Here is a 21,916-nt window from a genome sequence, read left to right on the forward strand (position 1 = left end):
TCATTCCTCCTTAAAAGGATCTTCCCTTCCATTCCCGGCGGCAAGCCCCGGCAGCGGCAATGACAAGATTACATCCGTACCCTCGCCCAGCTTGCTGAACACCTCAATCCCATAGGCCGGACCGTAATGAAGCTGAAGGCGCTGGTGTACATTGGCCATGCCAATCCCTCCATTAATGCCCTTCTTCGGGGGGAGCTCGTGCCGGAGCCGCTCCCTTAGCTTATCTAGTGTAACCTGATCCATTCCGCAGCCGTTATCACGGATATGGAACAGAAGCTTCTGCTCTGTATACTCACACTTGATGCTCAGCTGCATCCGGGACTTGGTATCATCCAGCCCGTGATAAGCAGCATTCTCAATAATCGGCTGAAACACCAGCTTAATCATGGAATAGCTGTCAAGCGTCTCGGGAACATCAATCGTCAGCTCAAATCTGCCAGGATACCGGCTGCCCAGCAGCTCCACGTAGTTACGCACATACAGCAGCTCTTGCTTCATCGTCGCCCAGCCGCTCAAGTCACTGGTGCTGTAGCGCAGCAGCTTCCCCAGGATAGAGATCATGTCAGCGGCTTCCACATCATCATTAATCTCTGCGGTCATCCGGATGGTTTCAAGCGTGTTATAGATAAAATGCGGATTGATCTGGCTCTGAAGCGCCTGCAGCTCTGCCTCCTTCTTCTGTTCCTCAATCCGGTAAATATCCTGGATCAATTGACGAATTCGGGCCAGCATACGGTTGAATTGATGCCCCAGGAGACCAATCTCGTCACGGCGTTTAATGCGGAAGGTCACATCGAGATCGCCGCCCTGCACTTTTTTCATCAACTGGATCATTTGGGTCAGCGGCTTGGTCAGGGCAAACGACAGAATGAGCGAGATGATGAGGGCCAGCACAATGATGATTAGAGTAGCGCCTATAGTTGCATTGCGGGTCAGCTTCACTCCACGGGTCAATTCGTCCACCGGTATAGAAATAATCACCTTCCAGTTCGTCTTGGTTGAGCTTGAATAAATATTAAGCCGGTCTTTGCCGGATACGGTGTCATAAAAGCTCCCGGAGCTCCCTTGCGCAGCTCGGAATAAGGAGGACCGGGAAATATCCGCAGTCAGCAGCTTCTGCTCACTGTCATAGATGACTTTGCCGGCTTGATCCACAAGGATAGATTTCCCCCGGGTCACCTTGTCCAGCTCCGCCACCTGATTCTCCAGATTACTGAAGTTAGCCTCCACCGCGATCAGGCCGGCTGGCTTCCATAGCCCGTCCAGAATGGGACGCACCACCGTAAAGGCATATCGGGTACTCTGCAAATTGCTTGTATATGCCTGTGTTCCCAGCAGGGTCGCTTCTCCGCCGGAGCCCTTTACCTGCTCGCTCCAGAACCTGTAGCTCTGCTGCAAATCCAGCCGGACTCCCCCATCCTTGGCAGAATAATAACCATTCCCGTAGGCATCAAAAATATAGACCGAATTGGTTCCCCGCTTAATATTGTTAATAAATGATATATTCTCTTCGATGCCGCGCTGAATGGACAGCAGGAGATCCAAATCGCCGGGAGCCACCTGAGCCGTGTCCCGCTTGCCTTCCATCATCTGCTTTTGCTCATAATAGCGGTTCGAGCGGATCAGGTTCTGCTTAATCTCATTGACGTAGGCGGGCATGGAAGAAATCCGTTTCATATCTTCTATGTAATCATCGATGGAATCCATCATTTGATCAATCAGCTTCTCGGAATAGGCGATCGTGTTCGCCTGGATGGATTCGGAATAGCTCTTGAAGCTGATCACACTGATGAAGGACAGCGGGAGCGTAATAATGACCAGAAATACCAGGAACAGCTTGCGCTCCATGGACATGTCCTCGATATAAGACCACCAGTTGTGATTGCGTGCTGCTCTCATTCGGCCTTCTCCCTGGTTCAAATTACATAACTAATCGAGCAAACAACAATAACAAAAACCTAACAAAACCATTATACGCATTCGCTTAAGGATGTACAAGGACCTATAACCCTGCAAGGCCAACGAGACGAAAAGGGCGTCACGCAGCCGAATGCGGCTTGCGTGACGCCCTTGAATCAGAACAGTTCTGACATTATTTGATCGTAAACAGCGACAGCTTGCTCTCCAGCTGGGTGGAAGCCCCTTGCAGCTTGTTCGACAAGGCTACCAGATGGTCACTGACATTCTGCTGCTCACTGCTGAGGGATGCCACCTCTTCCGAGGTTGCCGAGGATTGCTGCGCTACCGCACTCACATTCCCCATAGCATCGGACAGCACACCCTGCGAATGGTTCAGACTGTCGATGGCCCCTGTTACAGACTCCAGACTCATAATGAAGTCTTCCATCTGACCCTTCACGGATACGAAGATCTCACTGGTACTCTTCACGGACACCATCTGCTGCTTGAACAGCGGAGCCACTTCAGACAGGACAGCAACCGTCTCATCCATCTCCGCTACGATCTTATCTGTAATTCCGGCGACCAGAGCAATGGATTGCTTGGATTGGTCGGCAAGCTGCCGGACCTCCCCTGCGACTACCATGAAGCCACGGCCGGCTTCGCCTGCTCTCGCTGCTTCAATCGTTGCATTCAGAGACAGAATGTTCGTCTGCTGGGTAATATTCTTCATCACATCCAGCACCTTGATTACGGAATATACCGTTTCCTTAAGGTTATTGACTCTATCCACCAGAGCAGAGGTCATTTCACCTGTGCGTCCGGTCTGATCCAGCAGCTCTTCCAGCTGTACAGCACCCTGTCCGCTGGCTTCCCCAACTCCACGGGCTGCCTGATCCATCTCAGAGTTGGCTGCAATAACACTCTGCATCTGCGTAGCAATCAGGTCAGTCAGCTCATTGCCGCGCTCGGCTTCCTGGGCCAGACTTCCGGCACCGCCGGCAATCTCTTCCGTGGCCGCAGCAATCTCCTTGGCGGAGATCGCCGTCTTGCGCGAGGCATCCCCCAGCTCACCCGCAGTCTCAAGGACTTCGCGGGCTGTATCTGTAGTCTGGGCTACCAGCTCCGTAATCTTACCCATCATCATATTGAAGGAGGCTGACAGCTGGCCGATCTCATCCTTCGAGACATACTGCGTGCGGACACTCAGGTTGCCTTCGGCTCCCTCCAGCATCAGGTCCTTGAGGCGTGCCAGCGGCTTGGCGATCATCTGGACCATCCAGAAGCCGACAATCATGGCAAGCAGGGCTGCCGCTCCGGCAGCAAGGAAGGTGGTAAACAGAATCGGCGTGGCAGCTTGAACCAGTTCTCCCGTAGGAACTACACCGGCAAGCTTCCAGTCTGCCTTCTGCATCGGGTTGTATACAGCAAGGATATCCTTGCCGTTCTCATCCTTCGCTTCCGTGCTTTCATTGTTCACCTTGCTGTCCTTGATGAAATTCAGTGCGGTGGCTTTGCCGTCCTCTTCAGGCTGCGAGGAAGCTACTACCGTTCCATCCGGGGCAACGAGTTGAATCCGCGAGCCATCGCCAAGCTCTACGCTCTTGAAGGCTTCTTCCAGCAGGGTGCTCTTCAGCTCCAGCATGACTACATATGAGGCATTGGAGCCCAGATTCTTAAGCGTTCTGACCATCGCCAGATTCTTGCCGCCGCTGCCTTCAATGGCAGTAGGGAACCAGTAGTTCTGGGCGGATTTGGCTTCTGCCGTATAATAAGGCTCATAAGAGCTTGAATTCTTGACCACGGTCTTGTACCATTCCTGCGCTCTCACATCCTCGCCCGCGAGACCGGTGCTTCCGCTGGAGACGATCCCCATCTCAGGGTCCTCCGGAATGAGTGATATTGCGACGATATTGGCATCTGTTGTAGTCTGGCTGGACAGCTTCTTGCTGATCGCATCCGTAGCCACGAACTTATCGTAGCTGCTCTTCGCCGAAGACAGCTCTGTCAGATTCGCCTGCATCTGTGTATCAAAATATAACTGAAGTGCGAGACTCTCATACTGCTTCAAGGTAATGTCCAGCTTCTCTGAGGTCTGAATAATCGTCTGCCTGTTCGCTTCAGACACATTATCTTTAATGGTATTCTTCGCTTTGTTGTAAGACAGAAGTCCTAAGAACAGGACCACCACCACAATAGAAGATAAGAAGATCAGGAACAGCTTCACCCCTACGGATTTGGTCGGGTTCACCCTTTTCACCTGACGTAGCGAGCCGTTCAATACTGTCTTGTAATTTCTCTTCTCTGCCGTGTTGCTTGTTATCTGTGAAGCTTCTGTCTTCTGGGCCTTAGCCTTTTGTGTGCTCTTTGGCTTTTTACTGTTTTTCGCCACTTTTATCCTACTCTCCTTCGGTTTATCTGTCTTGTTGTCCGGATTGGGAGCTCCCATAACCATCACCTGCCCATCCCTTAGATTGGAAGACGTATGTAAGCGTTACCTGCCCTATATATCGGCACAAAGTCTCATTTTTCTTAGCATTATTTGCAAATTGCTTCAATACTCATATATTTTTGTCGAATTGCATAAGCAATTTGGCATATAATTACCCCACAAAGTGGAGCTTTAGCATCGATGTTTACTCAGATACTTTACGGAGGCCCCAAAACACCTCCTTTTTTAGCATGCAAAAAAAAGGAATGCCCTTGTGTAAACGGGCATCCCTTAGTTTGTAAAGCCATTATTTTCGCTTGCGCATCATATCAAAATAAGCAACAGGCTGATCTACCTTCATCCGCACACGCTGAAGCGGGTGACGGGCCACATCCAGCGGATTGCCGGCCTCATCCCATAGCTCTCCTACGGTCTGCTTGAAGAAGGTGTCATCCGGGCCGAAGAACTCCACTTCCTGTCCCGGCTTGAAGTTATTGCGCTGCTGAACGAGCGCCATCCCGCTCTCTGCGTCATACTCCAGCACCAGTCCCGCGAAATCATACGGAGCCGCCTTCTCTTCCGGTTCATAGATGTGGTCCTCATGGTCCGGTGTGTCGTAGAAGAAGCCTGTATTCAGCGGACGGTTAGCCGCCTTCTGCAGCTCCTCCAGCCATTCGGGCTTCAGCACATACCCTTCCGGGTCGGCCATGTAAGCATCTATGGCTTTGCGGTAGGCATTCACTACGGTCGCCACATAGTGAATCGATTTCATCCGGCCCTCAATCTTGAAGCTGTCGATCCCGGCTTCAATCAGGTCGGGAATACTCTCCAGCATGCACAGGTCTTTCGATCCCATCGTGAACGGGTTGTCCTCGGGCTGATGCAGCGGCAGCTGGGTAATTCCGGGCTGCAAGGCCTGAGGCGCCTCAGCTTGCTCCTCTTCGGATACCCAGTTCCCTTCGGGACGGGCGTCTTCGAACAGATCATACTTCCAGCGGCAGGATTGGCAGCAGCCCCCGCGGTTGGAGTCACGGTCGGTGAAGTGGTTGGATAACACACAGCGTCCGGAGTACGAGGAGCACATAGCGCCATGGATGAAGCTCTCGATCTCAATGTCCACATGCTGCTTGATCTCGGCGATTTCCTCCAGGCTAGTCTCCCGGCCCAATACTACGCGCGGCAGACCTTCCTCCTTCCAATAGGACACTGCCTGCCAGTTGAGCGTGGACTGCTGGGTGCTTAGGTGCACCTCAAGACCCGGCACCAGGCGCAGGGCTGTATCGACAATCACCGGATCGGCTACGATAATCGCTGCAATTCCGGCCTCATATAAATTACGCAGGTATTCTTCAATCCCCGCGACATCTTCATTGTGAGCATAGATATTGGTGGCTACGAATACTTTGGCACCATATTTCTTGGCAAATTCAACACCCTCGCGCATTTCCTCGAAGGTAAAGTTATCCGCTCCCGAGCGCAGGCCGTATTTCTGCCCTCCGATATAGACTGCATCCGCGCCATAATGCACGGCGAATTTCAATTTCTCTAAGTTTCCTGCCGGAGCCAGGAGCTCCGGTCTGTCCAGACGGTAACGCTTGCCCTTGAACTGGGGCTTGGTCATGGTTCCCATTCCTGTTCTCCTTTCTGTGTCTCATCTTCTGCAAGATTTCAAAGCATACATCGGGTGGTACACGCTGCTGCGGTGAATTTGGACTTTCGGCCGCTGTTAGGTTTGGATTTCTTCATTTTAATCTGCAGTCGCAGTCGAAATCCAAACCTAAAGGCGGACGCTACCCGCTCCTACAGTTCCAAATTCCCCTCCGCCGCTGAACCCAATGATGATGGGATAAACCTTACAAGAGCTGAGACAATACCTTTTATATTAATATACCTGCTCTTTGTAGAAGAAGCCGAATGACAGTTCACGCTCAGGGTCCTGCAAAGACCGGACCTCCTCCAGCCAAGACTCCTCGAATGCATATTCAGCGGGATCAGCGGCGTAGATGTCCATAGCATGACGGTAAGCCTTAACGACAGCCACGTTATAAGCCACCGGCTTCAGCAGACCCTCGATCTTCAGGCTGTGTACGCCAGCTTTTAACAAGAAATGAAGATCCTCCAGAATGCAAATATCATCCGAGCTCATAATATGCGTGCCGTTCTCGTCTTCATAGATCGGGAACTTCTCATTCGGACGCTCCGCTTCAATCAGGAACAGCCCGCGCTCCTTACCCAGGCTTCCGCCATCGCTTGGACGGCCCTGGTGGGACATATAGCTTGCAACCAGCTTGCGCTTGGAATGATAGATATTCGTCATGCCGTGCACCTGGACCTGGGCTTCCACCTCAAGATTAGGAACCATTTCGGTCATCTCATCCATATTGAGCTCACGGGCCAGAACGACCCGCGAAGCTCCCTTGCGGCCCCAGTAATTGGCTGTAGCATAGTTGGTCGAGGTCATTTCCGCATTCCAGTGCAGCTTCATTCCCGGCGCTTCGGCTTTGACGGCCGCCAGTACGGCGGGATCACCGAACTCTATCCCATCCACACCGAGCCCGCCGATCGCCTTCACATAAGCCGGAAGCTCCTCCAGCATCGTATTGGGAATCAATCCATTGATGCTTACATATACCTTACCGCCCCGTGCATGTGCCAGCTTAACTACTGCGGCGGTATCTTCAAGTGTAAAATGTCCGGCAAGACGCATCCCAAAGCGGTCATCGCCAACCAGCAGCGCACTCGCTCCTGCATCCAGCAGCGCTGCAGCTTCTTCCAGAGAAGCCGCTGTCGCCAGCAGCTCCGGTGTGTTATTCATCGTGTTACCTCCTGTGCATTGCTCATCCTTACTATTGTAGCGGGTTCTTACGGATTTTGTTTGCTTTTTTGAATATTGGCTAAATGTTCCTTGTAGGTTCTGGCAAATAAATGCCCCTGTGAGCCGTCCTTCTTAGTGACATAGAAGAAATAATCCGAGACCTCCGGCGTCATAGCTGCTTCAATCGACGCCAGCCCGGGGCTGCTGATCGGTCCAGGCGGCAAGCCTGCCTGCTTATACGTATTATAAGGACTATCTACCTTTAGATCCTTCTCATACAACCGCTCTTTCTGCTTGTCCAGTAAGTACTGGACGGTAGCGTCGATCTCCAGCTTCTGCCCTTTATCCAATCTGTTATAGATAATACCGGCCACCAGCGGACGTTCCTTGTCTACTACCACCTCACGCTCCACCAGTGAAGCTACGGTCAGCAGCTCATGCAGGGAGAGCCCGCGGTTCGCCAGCTTGGCCTTCCACTCAGGAATCGTGTCCAGCTTCTTCACCAGCTGCTCCAGCATCGCCCCGATGACTTCCTGCGGGGTGCTGTCCTTAGCCAGTTCATAGGTCTCCGGGAAAAGGTACCCCTCCAGCCGGTGGCGCAGCAGCGGATTGTCCGGAATCTCCAGCTTGCTTACGGCTTCCATGCCCTTACCGGAATCAATCAGCGCAAGGAAGACCTCCGGCTTCTGATTCCATGCAGCGGCCAGCTTCTCTGCCACCTGGACCGCAGTATACCCTTCAGGAATTGTAAAAGTAACGGTAGCTTCCTTCACAACATCTCCGGCATTCAACCGGCTGATCAGCGTATCGTAGGAGTCGCCGGGGTTTACCTGATACGTGCCGGCCTTGAAGCTGGAGCCTTCCTGGACCCATTTCAGATAGCCTTTGAAGAACAGGCTGTGCTTGATAATGCCCTCTTGCTCAAGCAGGTCGGCGATTTGCGAGCTTCCCATACCCTTCTCTATCGTAACCGTTACGGCCGGCCCTGCGGGCTTGACCGGCTGCATTCCATTCCAGATGTACCATGCTCCTCCTCCTGCAGCTGCTGCCAGGACCAGAATTAAGATAAGCACAGTGCGGATCACGGCTTTCAAATGTTACGCCTCACTTTCCGACTATAAAGTATAAAATTGTATTGTCCAAAATTCAACCTATTTTTATAGCATAAGCTTTTTTCAGGCAAACGGAAAGATCCTTCCGCTCCTCATAAGCAAAAAGAGCGCGGAAAAATTCCGCCCTCTTCCGTATCTGCCATACATGAAGTTGCCACAGACGCCTACTCGCTATCCGCAGGGAAGGTGAGCTCATCGTACAGCTCGGAAATATCCTCCCACTCTTCATCGTCCATAATGCTCTCCAGTTCCGGAAGTCCGTCCGGAGAAACTACGATGCGCAGAATTTCCTGCTCCGCAGCTCTTCCCGATCCGGCCAGAACGGCATAAGCACGGTCACCCACAGCAAATTCTGCAATAATATCGTAAACGGAAGACTTGCCCTGCTCATCCTCCAGTTCTACTGTTTCTCCATATACTTCCTTGAGCTTAGAAGTCCATACCGCTTGATCAGCGGAAAACTCAGTCATTCTCTGCTCCTCCATCCAGCTCGTCAACCAAGGTATTGAAGGTCTCCTCTACGATGGCCCACTCCTCGTCGTTCTCAATCATGAAGAGCTGCAGATCGTCGCCGTCTTCCTCATAGCGGAACGCGTAGACCTCATCTGTCTCCTCATCCTCGGAATCAAGCGGAACCACCATCATATACTTGGCATCCGATCCGTCCACTTCAAACTTCATGATGACCTCGAATTCCTCTTCATTACCTTCCTCATCGGGAATATAGATAATTTCCGGTTCCTCTTCTTGGCCGATCTGTTCGTTTGTCATATCCGCACACCCCTCACCTTTTACTGTTAGCATCCAAAAAATTTTGCAAAATCAGCGCTGCGGCCATTTTGTCCACCAGCCCCTTGCGTTTCTTCCGGCTGACGTCCCCGTCTATCAGCACCCGCTCAGCAGATACCGTCGTCAGACGCTCATCCCAAAGGTGTACGGGTAAATCGAGTTGCTCCCGCAGCTTATCTGCGAATTCGATGCAAATTTCACCACGGGGTCCTACGGAGCCGTTCATGTTCTTCGGCAGCCCGACAACAATCTCGCCGATTTCGTACTCCTTGACCAGTTCACGGATACGTTCGAATTCATTGCCGTTTCCGCGCCGCTCAATAGTCTCCAGAGATTGTGCTGTCCATCCGAAAATATCGCTTGTGGCGACACCGATTCTGCGGTCGCCGTAATCCAGTCCCAGCTTCTTCATCATTTGGGCTGGTCCACCCGATGATTGGCCAGATAGAAACGGACCAGTTCTTCGATCAGCTCATCACGCTCTTTCCTCCGGACCAAACTTCTCGCATTGTTGTGGCGGGGAATGTAAGCCGGATCTCCTGAAAGAAGATACCCTACGATCTGATTGATCGGATGATATTCTTTCTCCACCAGCGCGTCGTACACGGCGAGCAGTATTTCCTGGGGAGAGGCTTCCTTTTCGTCGCCCTTCACATTAAATTTGACCGTTTTGTCCATGGAGTCCATGTGGTGACACCTTCCTTCTGCAAAATCACCCTGATTCGGGCGGCTTCGCAAAGTTGCTGCTGTACAGCTCACTTGCTGCCCTCATCATAACATATTCATGCCCCAACGAGGAAATCCTGCCTTGGTTAAAGCGCTTTTTTTGGCATTTTGTCTACAAAACCAGATGTTTTTTTGGGTTTTAAGCTATTGCAAGCCCTGGGTCAATAATGAATAACCCCAAAAAATATACATTGTGTGAATAAAGCAGCGGCACCGAGAAATTGCCCTCAGCACCGCTGCTTCCCAACCCTTGATAGAAATCTACAGTTTCTTACAGACAAGAATTACTGCATACTGCTTAAGCCTGTGCGGCTACCAGTTCCTCTGCCTTCTTCAGGGCTTCGCCCAGCTTGGAAGCGTCCTTGCCTCCGGCCTGCGCCATATCCGGACGTCCGCCGCCGCCGCCGCCGCAGACGGCAGCGATCTCCTTCACCAGCTTGCCGGCGTGGAAGCCCTTCTTCACCAGCTCCTGAGGCACGGCGACCACGAAGTTCACCTTGTCCTCCATTGCAGCACCGAGCACCAGTATGGCATCCGGGAGCTTGGACTTCAGTTCGTCCGCTGTCGAGCGCAAAGCATCAATATTGCCGGTTTGCACAGAAACCGCAAGAAGCTGCGTTCCTCCGCCTACTGTGACTACACTGCTGGTCAGCTCTGCTGCGAAGGTTGCGCTCAGCTTGGACTGAAGCGATTCATTCTCGCGGCCCAGCTCGCGTACCTGGGCATGCAGCGCCTCGATCCGCTTCGGCACATCGGTCAGCGACGATTTCAGCAGGGCTGCCGATTGCTTCAGCAGGTCCAGCTGGCTCTCCGTGAACTGATAGGCGTAACGGCCAGTCACAGCTTCAATCCGGCGCACCCCGGAACCGATTCCGCTCTCGCTGAGCAGCTTGAAGATTCCGATCTGCGCTGTATTAGACACATGGCATCCGCCGCACAGCTCCAGACTGTAGTCGCCGACTTGAACGACACGGACAACATTGCCGTATTTCTCTCCGAAGAGGGCCATCGCCCCCATGGCTTTGGCTTCATCTATCGGCTTATTCTCAATGACTACAGGAAGGCTGCGCCAGATCTGGGCATTCACCCGCTGCTCGATATCGCTGAGCTCCTCTGGAGTGATGGCTCCAAAATGCGAGAAGTCAAACCGCAGGCGTGAGCCTTCTACTAAAGAACCTGCCTGATTCACATGGCTGCCGAGCACTTCCTTCAGCGCCTTGTGCAGCAAGTGAGTGGCCGTGTGGTTCTTCACGATATCCTCGCGCTCCGCCCGGTTCACTTCGGCACGGACGGTATCGCCGACCTTCAGATCGCCTGCTTCCACCGTAACCAGATGAACATGCTGTCCGTGCGGTGCTTTAAATAGCCCAGTTACCTTAGCGGTCACCGATCCGCCGGTCAGAACACCGGTGTCGCTGACTTGGCCGCCGCTCTCTGCATAGAACGGTGTTGTCTCCAGGATCACCTGGCACTCGGCGCCTTCGCTTACTGTATCCTGAAGCGCACCGTCTACCACAATTGCCAGCACCTTGGACTCTGTTACCGTGTCATTATATCCAACAAATTCACTTTTAACCGTCAGCTCGGCGAGCGCACCGCCCTGAATCTTCATGCTGGCGCTGTCCTGACGGGCAGCTCTGGCCCGCTCACGCTGCTCCTGCATCGCGGCATCGAAGCCGGCGCGGTCAACGGCAAGCCCCTGCTCGGACGCGAAGTCCTCGGTCAGGTCAAACGGGAAGCCATAGGTGTCATAGAGCTTAAACGCATCGGCACCGGCAATGGTGCTCAGGCCGTCCGCTTTGGCTTTGGCACTGATCTCCCCGAGGATCGCCAGACCATCGGACAGCGTCTCGTGGAAGCGTTCCTCTTCCAGACGGATGATTTTGGCGATATAGTCACGGTTCTCGACCACGGAAGGATAATATACGCCCATAATCTCTCCAACCGTCTCAGTCAGCTCATGCAGGAACGGGCGGTCCAGTCCCAGCGTCTTGCCGTAGCGTACGGCGCGGCGGAGCAGACGGCGGATGATATAGCCGCGTCCTTCATTGGAAGGAAGCACGCCGTCACCCACTGCAAATGTAACGGTACGCACATGGTCGGCGATAACTTTTAACGCGATATCCTGTTCAACATTATCCTTGTAGGTTACACCGGCAAGCCCGGCGGTCTTCTGGATAATCGGCTGGAACAGATCAGTATCGAAGTTGGAATCCACATCCTGGAGAATGGAAGCGAAGCGCTCCAGGCCTGCGCCGGTATCAATATTCTTGTTGGGAAGCGGCGTATAGCTGCCGTCCTTATTATGGTTGAACTGCGAGAATACGAGGTTCCAGACCTCCAGCCAGCGCTCATTCTCACCGCCCGGATACATCTCCGGATCACTCATATCACTGCCGTACGCTTCACCGCGGTCATAGAAAATCTCCGAGCACGGGCCGCACGGGCCTTCGCCGATATCCCAGAAGTTCTCGTCGCCCAGCTTGATGATGCGTTCTGCGGGCAGGCCGACCTTCTCATTCCACAGCTTGAACGCTTCTTCGTCCTCAGCATACACGGTCACGGAGATCCGGTCGCCGTCGAAGCCGATCCACTCCTTGCCGGTCAGGAATTCCCAAGCCCAGCTGATGGCCTCTTCCTTGAAGTAATCGCCGATGGAGAAGTTGCCCAGCATCTCAAAGAACGTATGGTGGCGGCGCGTCTTGCCCACATTCTCAATATCATTGGTGCGGATACATTTCTGCGAGTTCGTCAGGCGGGGATTCTCCGGAATCTCCCGGCCGTCGAAGTAGGCCTTCAGCGGCGCCATCCCTGCGTTAATCCACAGCAGCGAAGGGTCATTGTGGGGTACGAGCGAGGCGCTCGGCTCAATACGGTGGTTCTTGCTCTCAAAAAACTGCAGCCATTTCGAACGGATTTCACTTGCTTTCATCATGTACAGCTCCCGTCTCTTCATTAAAATGCGGCACGCTGGCCGGAAAACACATTCTTGCCGTAACCGTTACACGAAAAATCAAAAACAAAAAACGCCCCTGAATATATATTCAGGGACGATGATTATCGCGGTACCACCCTGGTTATCGCCTTGATCCGTGAATCACGGACAACTGCAGACGATCGCCTTGTGCGGCTGTTAACGGGTGCCCCCGGCGGGATTGTCCCCGCACTCCGAAATCAGCTTTCGGCCGGTCTGTCTCCCAGGTTCTCACACCCGATGCGGACCATCCGCAAAGGAACCTGTTCTCTGATGAAGCATTCTCCGGCGTACTTGTTTTCATCAACGCTTTGTCCGATTTGCTTTTTAACATTTCAAGTATAGCCAGCGGGTGGATATCTGTCAATCAAGTACCGGGAAATTGATGGACAAGGCGGATAGCCTGTGCGAAAAAGTATATTTACAGCGCTTACAGACAGGCGTATAATTTACATTATTCATAGTGTCGAGACGTAGCTCAGCTTGGTAGAGCGCTTGCTTCGGGAGTAAGAGGCCGCAGGTTCGAATCCTGTCGTCTCGACCATATTCTGTTAAACCTAAAGTCTACCATACATTCAAGCAGAGCAGTGATTCTCCCATGTTGGAGGGTTGCTGTTTTTCGCATTTGACTATCTAAGGAGCCGTGGCCTGATGAACACAATTCAAGAGCAATATGCAGGTGAAGCGCTGAAGGCTGAGCAGGCCAGGCTGGTGCGCCTGATCTCTGCTCTTGCTCCTGGCGACGGCATATATAGCCAGCCCATCCCCGGTGTGTATGTCAGCCGCTATTCATCAGCAGATGCAGACACGATCAAAACGTTCTATTCCGCCTCACTGATAATCGTAGTCCAAGGGGCAAAGCGGATCACGATCGGGCAGAAGCTTTATGATTTTGACAAAACACAGATGATCCTGCTGCCTGTTGCCCTGCCGGTGGCCATGCGGCTTACGGAAGCCAGCCCGTCTGAGCCTTACCTGGGCGTTAAGCTGGAGCTTGATCCGCAGAAGATTGGCGATTGGGTCTTGAAGCTGTATCCCCGGGGACTCCCAGCGGTAAGTCAGACGGACAACCCGTACATGACTGATGCCAATCCGGCGATTCTGAATGCTGTGGTCCGGCTGCTCGAATGTCTCCAGCATCCCGCTGATGTGGAACTGCTTGCTCCGCTGGTAGCAGATGAGCTCCTGCTGCGGATTCTGCGCAGTCCGGTCGGTGCCCGGCTGGCCCTGACCTGCCTCGCTGCGTCGGATGTTCAGCGGGTGACGAAGGTAATTACCTGGCTGCAGAAGCATTTCTCCCAGCAGGTCAAGGTGGCCGAACTGGCTGAATTGGCACATATGAGCGCTTCTTCGTTTCATGTGCATTTCAAATCGGTCACCTCCATGAGTCCGCTGCAATACCAGAAGGCGCTGCGTCTTCATGAAGCAAGGCGGCTGATGTTGAACTCCTCCATGGATGCAGCAGCAGCCTGCCGGCTTGTCGGCTATGTGAGCGATTCCCAGTTCAGCCGGGATTACAGCCGGTTCTTCGGCTGTCCGCCCAGCAGGGATATCGCCAGATTGCGCCAGCCGGCCCAAAGTACACCATAAGCATCAATTGAACGCCCGCAGCCGTCACGGCTTGCGGGCTTATTTGCGTGTGCAGTGAATCTTCGTCGTCCATGGACCCGCGGCAATTCTTGCAGGATCGGGCAAAAAGCGAACAGGAACAGGCAAAGCTGCTGCCGCCGCGCAAATTATAATGAATGTAATCGATAGAGGAGGAATGATTATGCATGTATTTGTCACAGGGGCGAGCGGTTTTGTCGGCTCGGCTGTAGTACGGGAATTGATAGACGCGGGGCATATGGTCACCGGCCTGGCCCGTTCGGATCAGGCCGCAGCAGCACTTATAGCGGCAGGAGCCGCTGTACACCGCGGCGCTCTGGATGATCCGGACAGCCTGCGCCGGGGAGCGGCGGAAGCGGATGGCGTGATTCATGCCGCCTTCATCCATAACTATGCTGATCTCACTGCTGCGGGCGAGACAGACCGGCTGGCAATCGGGGCTATGGGTGCCGAGCTCGCGGGGTCCGGCCGATCGCTGGTCGTAACCTCCGTCATCGGGCATCTTACCCCGGGGCAGTTGGCCACGGAGGATACGGCACCCGATCCGGACGCTTCAGTCAAGCACCGCGCCGGTTCTGAAGAAGCTGCGCTTGCCCTCGCCAGCGAGGGCGTCCGGGTATCTGTGCTGCGGCTTCCGCTGTCGGTGCATGGGGATGGCGATACCGGCTTTGTTCCGGGCCTAATCCAGCTTGCCCGCCGCACAGGCATATCTGCATACGTAGGCAATGGCTTAAACCGCTGGCCTGCTGTGCACCGGCTGGACGCTGCGCGTCTGTACCGTCTGGCACTTGAAGGAGCCCCTGCTGGGACCATACTTCATGCGACCGGCGACGAAGGAGTGCCGCTTGTTGAGATCGCCGGTGTGATTGCCCGCCGGCTCGGACTGCCGGCCGCCAGCATTCCCGTTAAGGAAGCTGCGGAGCATTTCGGCTGGCTGGCGCATTTTGTCTCCCTGGATATCCCGGCTTCGAGCGATAAAACCCGGGCGCTGCTCGGCTGGCAGCCTGTACATCCGGCGCTTCTGGCCGACCTTAACCGTGATCCATATTTTTGCAACGAATAACTGAGAAGAATGGAGGATTCGAATGGCAGAACCTGTTCAGCAACCTAGTACGTTCACTGCACAATATTCCGTGATAACCGCCGTTCTGGTCCTATGCTCGCTTGTTGTTGTATCAGGCATTTATGTGACGCTGCCGTTAGGCTCCCTGTTGGCTGATGCCTTTCAGGCATCACCAGCCCGGGCAGCAGGGGCAAGCAGCGCTTTTACATTGGCTTACGCCTTGGGCTTCCTGCTGTTCGCCCCGCTCTCCGAGCGTCTCGGCCGCTGGCCGGTCATGTTCTGGGGACTGCTTGCGTTAGGCCTCATAACCCCTCTGCTGGGACTGGCACAGGATCTCTCTATTCTTATTGCGCTCCGCGCCGTACAGGGACTGGCCGCAGCAACCTTCGCACCGACGGTGATGATCTACATCACCGAGAGCTTCCCGCCGCAGCGCAGGGTGGCGGCCATGGGACTTATCAGCACCGGATTTCTCGTCTCGGCCATCGCCGGACAATTGTTCAGCAGCACAGTTAGCGGATATTGGGATTGGCGTTATGTCTTCTATATTCACGGAGGCTTATGCCTGGCGGCTGCGTTACTGACTGGCCTCTTCGTTCCAAGAGGCAAAACGGTGCGGACTCGGGCAAGCCTGGCCGCACTCTACAGACAGCTGCCCGCACAATTCCTGAACAAACGGCTGGTGCTGTGTTATCTGATCTGCCTGACGATTCTCCTGTCTTTTGTCGGGATGTACACAATCTTTCAGGAGGAGTTGACGAAGCCCCCCTTTGCTCTGACTGCCGCCCAGCTTATGCAGGTAAGAGCCGCAGGACTCGCGGGGATGATCCTGTCGCCGTTCGCGGGACTTCTCTCCGCCAGGTTCGGCTCCAAGCGGATGCTCCAGGCCGGCCTTCTGCTCGCCGCCGCAGGCCTTGCCGCCGCAGGATTAAGCAGTACCCTGCCTCTGCTGGTCGGGATGAGCATTGTGTATATTGCGGGAATCTCCATCCTGATTCCGGTGCTGATCTCACTGATCGCCTCCTTGCAGGGGAGCGGCGCGGGCCGGCTATCACCATATATTCGCTGATGCTGTTCACCGGGGCCTCTGCTGGTCCACAGGTGGCACTGAGCCTTATGCACGCAGGCGGCGGCCTGACGGCTTTTGAAGCATTGGCTGCACTTCTGCTTGCCGCCTTCGGGATCTCCTGCTTCATCCGGACACCTGAGCTATGAGCTTCTTCTTCCGGGCAGGAACGCCGCCGGGATCAATGCTACCGCAGAGAAGGCAATCGTCCACATAAACGTATGGTCGAAGGCAATAACCGTAGCAGCCCGCTCATGCGACAGCACAGCATGAAGCTGTTTCTGCAAAATAACTGCGATCACCGAAACACCAAAAGCGCCGCCGATCTGCTGCATAATCCGGGTGGTGCTGCTGGCATGGGGAATCTGCCCGGAAGTCAGGCCCACATAGGCTGAAGCCATAACCGGCAGGAACACACAGCACCGAGCCAAGGAAGAACATGCACAGTGAGAACAGCCACGTTCTCCGGCCCCCGAACCGCTCTACTGCCCAGCCCACAGCCGTCTTCTCAGCTCCAGCTCTTCATATACCCGCTCCAGCGGCAGCCGCATGGCCTGACTCGCAATATTCACGGGAGTGCCGACGAGACGGAGGTTGATAGCCATCAGCCACCGCTTCACTCCGCGTTGCCGGGCCAGATACGCTTTGGGATCAGCAAGGTAGACGCAGATGTTTTTTTGTCCGGAGAAGCGGATCAGGCGAATATCCTTAATGTCCTCCCACATGATCCGTCCTCCGGGAATTGCAGAAGAGCGGTCATCGATGCCCTGGGCATCTGCCACAAGCAGCGGTGAACGGCGCAGCAGCATGAAGAGATAGACCACTACCCCCAGGCCGAACAGCACGGTGAAGACGATTCCCAGCGTCCGCAGAAGGATGGCAGGATCTTGCGTCACCTCCCCGGACGTTTTGAGCAGCAGGACCCCCAAGAGCATAAAAAGCAGCGATCCCGTGAACAGCAAAAGCTGCTTCACTCGGGAGGCCTCCACTACGAACGGCTGGTAACCTCCATCGTTATACGGCGGATAGCCCATGTTGTGTCCCTCCTTCAAGACCCTGACGCCAAACTTCGGCGCGGGGGTCCTCTACGTTTCTTCACAATCTAACCATATTGTTTACCCAAAAAATTGACGTTCGTAACTCCTTATCTCCGTAATAGCTTACGCCAGGCGGCACGCTGCAAAGGGGTGTTCTTGCTCTGGAAACCACCAGAATGTATTCGGTTTTTCGATTACATTGGGCGCTGGGCGTAATACGAAACAGCGGTGCCCCCGTAGTGGGTGCACCGCTGTCCAGTTACTTTCTTCAATAATTTCAGCCTCTCACTCAGGCTACAGCTTCCAGATCCGGTACAGAATTACCGCTGCTTCCGCGCGTGAGAGGGTGTCCCCCGGAGCAAGCTTGTTGTTCTTACCGTTCACTACGCCGTATTTCAGCAGGGCGGATATGCTGTCCTTGGCATAAGCAGAGATTTGACCGGCATCGGTGTAAGATGCTATCGATCCGCTGCCTTCAGCGATGATTCCGGCCGCCTTCAGGGCACGCGCCGCAATTACCATCATCTCCTGGCGGGTGATGACGCCCGCTGGCTTGAAGGTATTATCCGCATAGCCTGTGACGATACCGAGCTGCTTCGCGGCCGCAAGCTCCTTGCTGTATGCCGCATTGTTCTGGACATCGCTGAAGCCTGCAACTGCTTCAGCAGCAGCCTTAAGCTCCAGCACCTTCACCAGGGAGGCGGTGAAGTCTGCCCTGTTCACAGGGTCCGCAGCAAACAGGCTGTTCCCGTCCGGGATGATACTGCGGGCAGCCATGGCAGAGGCTGCTTGCTTCGCCCATGACAGGCTGCCGAGATCTGTAAAGGCTGGCGGAGCGAAGGCTGCGGCAAAAGTGCCGAGCTCTGTAATACGGAACACCAGCGCTTCCTTCACTGCATCATAACGGCTGTTCACCACAGCAGACCACGCGCCGCTGCCGGTGAGCGAACGGACCAGAAGGGACTCCAGGCTGCCAAGCTCTGCTGCTGACGCTTTGTAAGGAATAGAGACGGTTATCGTGCCGCTGCCAGACAAGGCTACCTTCTGCCCGCCTGCAAGCAGACTCAGCTCCACCACCGGACGGCTGCCGGTCTGCTGGAGAGCAGCGGCATTCAGGCCTTCGGCTGTGGAATGCTTGACCCGGATGCTGACATATTCAGTGGTTGCTGTAATCCCTGCGAGCTGCTCACTTGGAATGGACAGCGTAGCAAAGCCGTTCTGGAGGACAAGCAGGAACTTCTCCTGCGTCTTCAGGCCTTGAAGCGGCAGTTGGGCTTCATAGGAGGCCACACCTGTCTGGTTCGCCAGATCGATGATGATCTGCTTCCGCCCGTCTGCTGCCGGGGCCGCCTGCTTCAAGGCTTGCTGCCACAGCTCGCCCGTCACAGTGGCTTTGGCCGCTGTGCCTTCGGTCTTCACCTCAGGTCTGATCGTCACTACGCCGTCCTTGACATCAAACTGTGCAGGCTTAGGCGCAGGTGTGCTGCTGGTATAGCTGGTGCCGCCGGAATCCGGTGCCGATGTTGGCGTTGGCGCAGGTGTTGGTTCCGGCGTCGGCGTTGGCGTCGGCTCCGTTGAGGGTTCGCCGCCGTCTTTGGCCTTAAGCGTCAGCACGCCGAAGACGGAGGTGTCCTGATAGCCGTTGCCGGTGGTATCATTCCAGGCGGCCACACTTTGCCGGACGCTGTTCTTGGCATCGTTGATCTGGGTATCGAAGCCGATTTTGGCGCCTCCGGCTGGCGTAATCTTTTTGAACGGAATCTTCATTTCGAGCGTATAGTTGGTTCCGTTAACCTTGGTTACCGACTCGAAGCCTGCACTGATGGCTGCGGGACTGAAAGAGGCTTCATTGTCGTAATTGACCCGGTATTGTCCGTCATCACTCTCATAGAAGGTCGTGCGGCCGAAATTCTCATCCACGAAAATCTCGACAGAGTCCTGCTCCCATGCATTCACATTACTCTTGTCCAACTGGGCGTCACTGACCTGAACCAGCACATACAGATTCTGGTCATCCCATAGGGTACGTGCGGTTCCGCTTGCGCCCTGCCAGGCCATCTGATAACGGTTCACAGCCATCTCAGGCGCAGAGGCCCAGATTCCATCCGCTGTTCCGTCAATAACCGGCGTGCCGTAGACTGCCTCTGACACGTTGGCTTCTGCCGTATTCGGCTCATGCTCAGCCATAAATTTGGCCGGATCAATGACCGCGTAGTAAGCCGGCTTCGCCTGCAAATCCCTGTCGAACAGCAGCGGGCTTGACTCCGCTCTCCAGCTTGTGCGGTCATCCATGCCCCAGAAGGTTACCCGCGCAATATGGTCGGCATGGGCCTTGAAGAGATCCATCAGCCTCGCATACAGATAGCCTTGGGCAATCCGTTCCTTCTCTGTCTGCGTATTCTGGCTGCCGGCCTGAATATCCAGTTCGGTAATGCTGACCTCTACGCCAAGGGAGATGAACCTCTCCAGCGACAGCTTGACGTTATCTGGATTCGTATTGATATTGTAGTGCGCCTGCATCCCTACACCATCAATCAACAGCTTGCCGGGATGAGTCAGCGCGTACTTGTCATTCAGTTCCTTGACCATACTGTAGATGGCCTGGGCCTTGTTCTGGTTATCGTCATTGTAATCATTGTAATACAGCTTGATATCCCATTCCGGATGCTGGTCCAGCACTTCTCTGGCCGCCAGGAATGCCTGCTCCAGATAATCCGGACCGATGGCTTCATACCACGGAGCCTTGCGCAGCGCCGCTTGCCAGTCCGAAGGATTGGACGGGTTATCATTCATTGCCTCGTTGACCACATCCCAGGAGATGACCCGGTCTCCGAAATGTTCCATGACTCCCTTGATGTGGGCTCTCAGGTTAGCGAGTGCTTCGTCACGCCCCAGGGGAACGCTTTTGCCTGCTGCATCCGTGGTCAAGTTCATCCAGTCAGGCGATTGCTGATACCATACCAGTACATGCCCATGCATCTTCATCCCTTCAGCCAGCACCTTGTTCACCATCGCATCCGCTGCTGTAAAAGTGAAATTGCCTTTGGCCGGCTGCAGCGCATCCGGCTTCATGGCATTACCTGCGGTAGCAACGTTGTGATGCATCTTCAGCAGGTCCAGCCGTACGCCTTCCAGATCCTCGGCGGATAGCGCGTTGCCGATCAGGAAGTCATTTTGGTAGGCTGTTTTTAGCGGAATCAGATCTCTCTGAATATCCACCGGAGCGGTACCTGTATGCTCGAAATTAATATCATCGATATAGAAGGAAGCGGTTGCATTATTGGAACTTTCAATATACAAGGTCAGGTATTCGCCGCCCACGCTGTTATAGCGGTAGCTGCCCTCATATTTCACCCAGCCGTCAGCCGTACTGATCGTCTTAGGGGACAGGGTCACATAACTTGCACTGCTGTCTGTGCCTACTTGTGTAGACAGCTGGAGCTGTGCGCTCACCGGTTCGATCAGCTTCACCCAGGCAGAAAGGGTATATTCGCTGCCCTTGTCCACGTACTTCTCCACACGCAGGGAAGGCCCGTGCCAGGTATTGCTTCTGCCCTCGACCTTCAGGGAATATGAACCGCCCTCGGTATGATTCGCTTCATTCGTTACGGTCAGCGTCTCGGTTCCGGCTCTGCCGGTGAAGCCGCCCTCTTGCTGATCTTCAAAAGTCACTGTACTGAACGGCAAAGCCGGTTCACGCACAGGCTCTTCCCCGCCGCCCGGAGTGGACTCTGTCGTTATCAGAAGATCGCCAAGGTAGAAGGGTACTGTGGCTCCCTTATCGTCTGACTGGATGCGCAGCTTCTGCTCTGCGTCCACCGTAAAGGTCTTGGTCAGAGTCACGGCTTGACCCGCATGATATTCGCCACCGGCGTAATTGCCATAACCGTCCAGTGTCAGCATCACTGCCTGTGCGTCCTTCGGCACAGTTACGCTGCCATCCACATAGACCACCGCTGTTACGGTATAGGTGCTGCCCTTCTTCATGCCCATATCCGAGAGGTTGAAATCAGCCGCATCCCAGCTATCCTTCCGGTTGCTGACATACAGCGCTGCCCCATCACTATTTCCGTCAAAAACAACGCCCTTAACCGTCTCCAGCTTGGCGCCTCCCGACTGAACTGCCTTACCTGCGCCATTCGCAAACGTTTCGTGATATACCGTGGTCTGTGCCTCGGCTGCCTGAGCAGCCGGAAGATATCCGCCTGCCGGAAGAAGCAGAAGGGCTGCCAGCAGCACCAGAGAGACCTGCTTGATTATTCTCTTCATGCGTTGCACTCCTCTGTATGAATTTGGGTTTCAATGAGTTAAGCGCTTACAGTTAATGTGGAAGCCTCCCCCTTCACCACCCAAATCGTAGCATATGGACCAAAGTGCGTCTTACCTGAAACTAAAG

The 21,916-nt window shown here is 54.4% G+C and carries 17 protein-coding genes and 1 tRNA gene; 5 read left to right on the forward strand and 13 right to left on the reverse strand.

Annotation, left to right across the window (positions count from 1 at the left end; genetic code table 11):
* The 10 genes from MKY96_RS20205 to alaS form a co-directional block, all read right to left on the reverse strand.
* A complete protein-coding gene (locus MKY96_RS20205; RefSeq protein ID WP_340942729.1) occupies positions 1-1,899 on the reverse strand; it encodes a cache domain-containing sensor histidine kinase in 1,899 nt (632 codons plus the stop codon).
* Positions 1,900-2,092: 193 nt separating this feature from the next.
* Positions 2,093-4,291 (reverse strand): methyl-accepting chemotaxis protein, encoded by a 2,199-nt coding sequence (locus MKY96_RS20210; RefSeq protein ID WP_340942730.1) that lies wholly within the window; start codon positions 4,289-4,291, stop codon positions 2,093-2,095.
* A 346-nt stretch (positions 4,292-4,637) separates the two neighbouring features.
* Complete coding sequence (locus MKY96_RS20215; RefSeq protein ID WP_036722597.1) at positions 4,638-5,960, reverse strand: peptidase U32 family protein; 1,323 nt, start codon at positions 5,958-5,960, stop codon at positions 4,638-4,640.
* A gap of 252 nt (positions 5,961-6,212) precedes the next feature.
* Positions 6,213-7,145 (reverse strand): peptidase U32 family protein, encoded by a 933-nt coding sequence (locus tag MKY96_RS20220; RefSeq protein ID WP_340942731.1) that lies wholly within the window; start codon positions 7,143-7,145, stop codon positions 6,213-6,215.
* A gap of 47 nt (positions 7,146-7,192) precedes the next feature.
* On the reverse strand, positions 7,193-8,239 hold the full coding sequence (mltG, locus tag MKY96_RS20225) for an endolytic transglycosylase MltG (protein WP_340942732.1): 1,047 nt from the start codon (positions 8,237-8,239) through the stop codon (positions 7,193-7,195).
* Between the two features lie 182 nt (positions 8,240-8,421).
* Positions 8,422-8,727, reverse strand: a complete 306-nt coding sequence (locus MKY96_RS20230; protein WP_036722601.1) for a DUF1292 domain-containing protein — start codon at positions 8,725-8,727, stop codon at positions 8,422-8,424.
* A complete protein-coding gene (locus MKY96_RS20235) occupies positions 8,720-9,028 on the reverse strand; it encodes a DUF1292 domain-containing protein (protein WP_036696606.1) in 309 nt (102 codons plus the stop codon). The genes MKY96_RS20230 and MKY96_RS20235 overlap by 8 nt, the downstream gene beginning before the upstream one ends.
* A 13-nt stretch (positions 9,029-9,041) precedes the next feature.
* Positions 9,042-9,458 (reverse strand): Holliday junction resolvase RuvX, encoded by a 417-nt coding sequence (ruvX, locus tag MKY96_RS20240; protein WP_200869510.1) that lies wholly within the window; start codon positions 9,456-9,458, stop codon positions 9,042-9,044.
* Positions 9,458-9,733, reverse strand: a complete 276-nt coding sequence (locus tag MKY96_RS20245; RefSeq protein WP_036696603.1) for an IreB family regulatory phosphoprotein — start codon at positions 9,731-9,733, stop codon at positions 9,458-9,460. Before MKY96_RS20245 ends, ruvX begins: the two co-directional genes overlap by 1 nt.
* 337 nt (positions 9,734-10,070) lie before the next feature.
* Positions 10,071-12,704 carry an alanine--tRNA ligase gene (alaS, locus tag MKY96_RS20250; RefSeq protein WP_340942733.1) on the reverse strand — a complete coding sequence of 878 codons (2,634 nt, stop codon included), beginning with the start codon at positions 12,702-12,704 and terminating at the stop codon, positions 10,071-10,073.
* A gap of 509 nt (positions 12,705-13,213) precedes the next feature.
* Here alaS and MKY96_RS20255 point away from each other — a divergent pair.
* The 5 genes from MKY96_RS20255 to MKY96_RS20275 all read left to right on the forward strand — a co-directional run bounded on the left by MKY96_RS20255 (position 13,214) and on the right by MKY96_RS20275 (position 16,632).
* Positions 13,214-13,290 (forward strand) — tRNA-Pro (locus MKY96_RS20255).
* Between the two features lie 107 nt (positions 13,291-13,397).
* Complete coding sequence (locus MKY96_RS20260) at positions 13,398-14,336, forward strand: AraC family transcriptional regulator (RefSeq protein ID WP_340942734.1); 939 nt, start codon at positions 13,398-13,400, stop codon at positions 14,334-14,336.
* Positions 14,337-14,517: 181 nt separating this feature from the next.
* The gene (locus MKY96_RS20265) at positions 14,518-15,417 is read left to right on the forward strand and encodes an SDR family oxidoreductase (RefSeq protein ID WP_340942735.1); all 900 of its coding nucleotides are present in this window, start codon (positions 14,518-14,520) and stop codon (positions 15,415-15,417) included.
* Positions 15,418-15,439: 22 nt separating this feature from the next.
* A complete protein-coding gene (locus tag MKY96_RS20270) occupies positions 15,440-16,486 on the forward strand; it encodes an MFS transporter (protein ID WP_340942736.1) in 1,047 nt (348 codons plus the stop codon).
* Positions 16,486-16,632: a hypothetical protein gene (locus MKY96_RS20275; RefSeq protein WP_340942738.1), complete on the forward strand. Its 147-nt coding sequence runs from the start codon at positions 16,486-16,488 to the stop codon at positions 16,630-16,632. The genes MKY96_RS20270 and MKY96_RS20275 overlap by 1 nt, the downstream gene beginning before the upstream one ends.
* Here MKY96_RS20275 and MKY96_RS20280 read toward each other — a convergent pair.
* The 3 genes from MKY96_RS20280 to MKY96_RS20290 form a co-directional block, all read right to left on the reverse strand.
* Positions 16,627-16,914 carry a hypothetical protein gene (locus MKY96_RS20280; RefSeq protein WP_340942739.1) on the reverse strand — a complete coding sequence of 96 codons (288 nt, stop codon included), beginning with the start codon at positions 16,912-16,914 and terminating at the stop codon, positions 16,627-16,629. The two genes, MKY96_RS20275 and MKY96_RS20280, sit on opposite strands and share 6 nt — an antisense overlap.
* A gap of 51 nt (positions 16,915-16,965) precedes the next feature.
* Positions 16,966-17,517, reverse strand: a complete 552-nt coding sequence (locus tag MKY96_RS20285; RefSeq protein WP_340942741.1) for an STM3941 family protein — start codon at positions 17,515-17,517, stop codon at positions 16,966-16,968.
* A 297-nt stretch (positions 17,518-17,814) separates the two neighbouring features.
* On the reverse strand, positions 17,815-21,789 hold the full coding sequence (locus MKY96_RS20290; protein ID WP_340942744.1) for an endo-1,4-beta-xylanase: 3,975 nt from the start codon (positions 21,787-21,789) through the stop codon (positions 17,815-17,817).
* Positions 21,790-21,916: the final 127 nt, after the last annotated feature.

Source organism: Paenibacillus sp. FSL R7-0302 (assembly GCF_038006885.1).
Lineage (GTDB): Bacteria > Bacillota > Bacilli > Paenibacillales > Paenibacillaceae > Paenibacillus_AQ.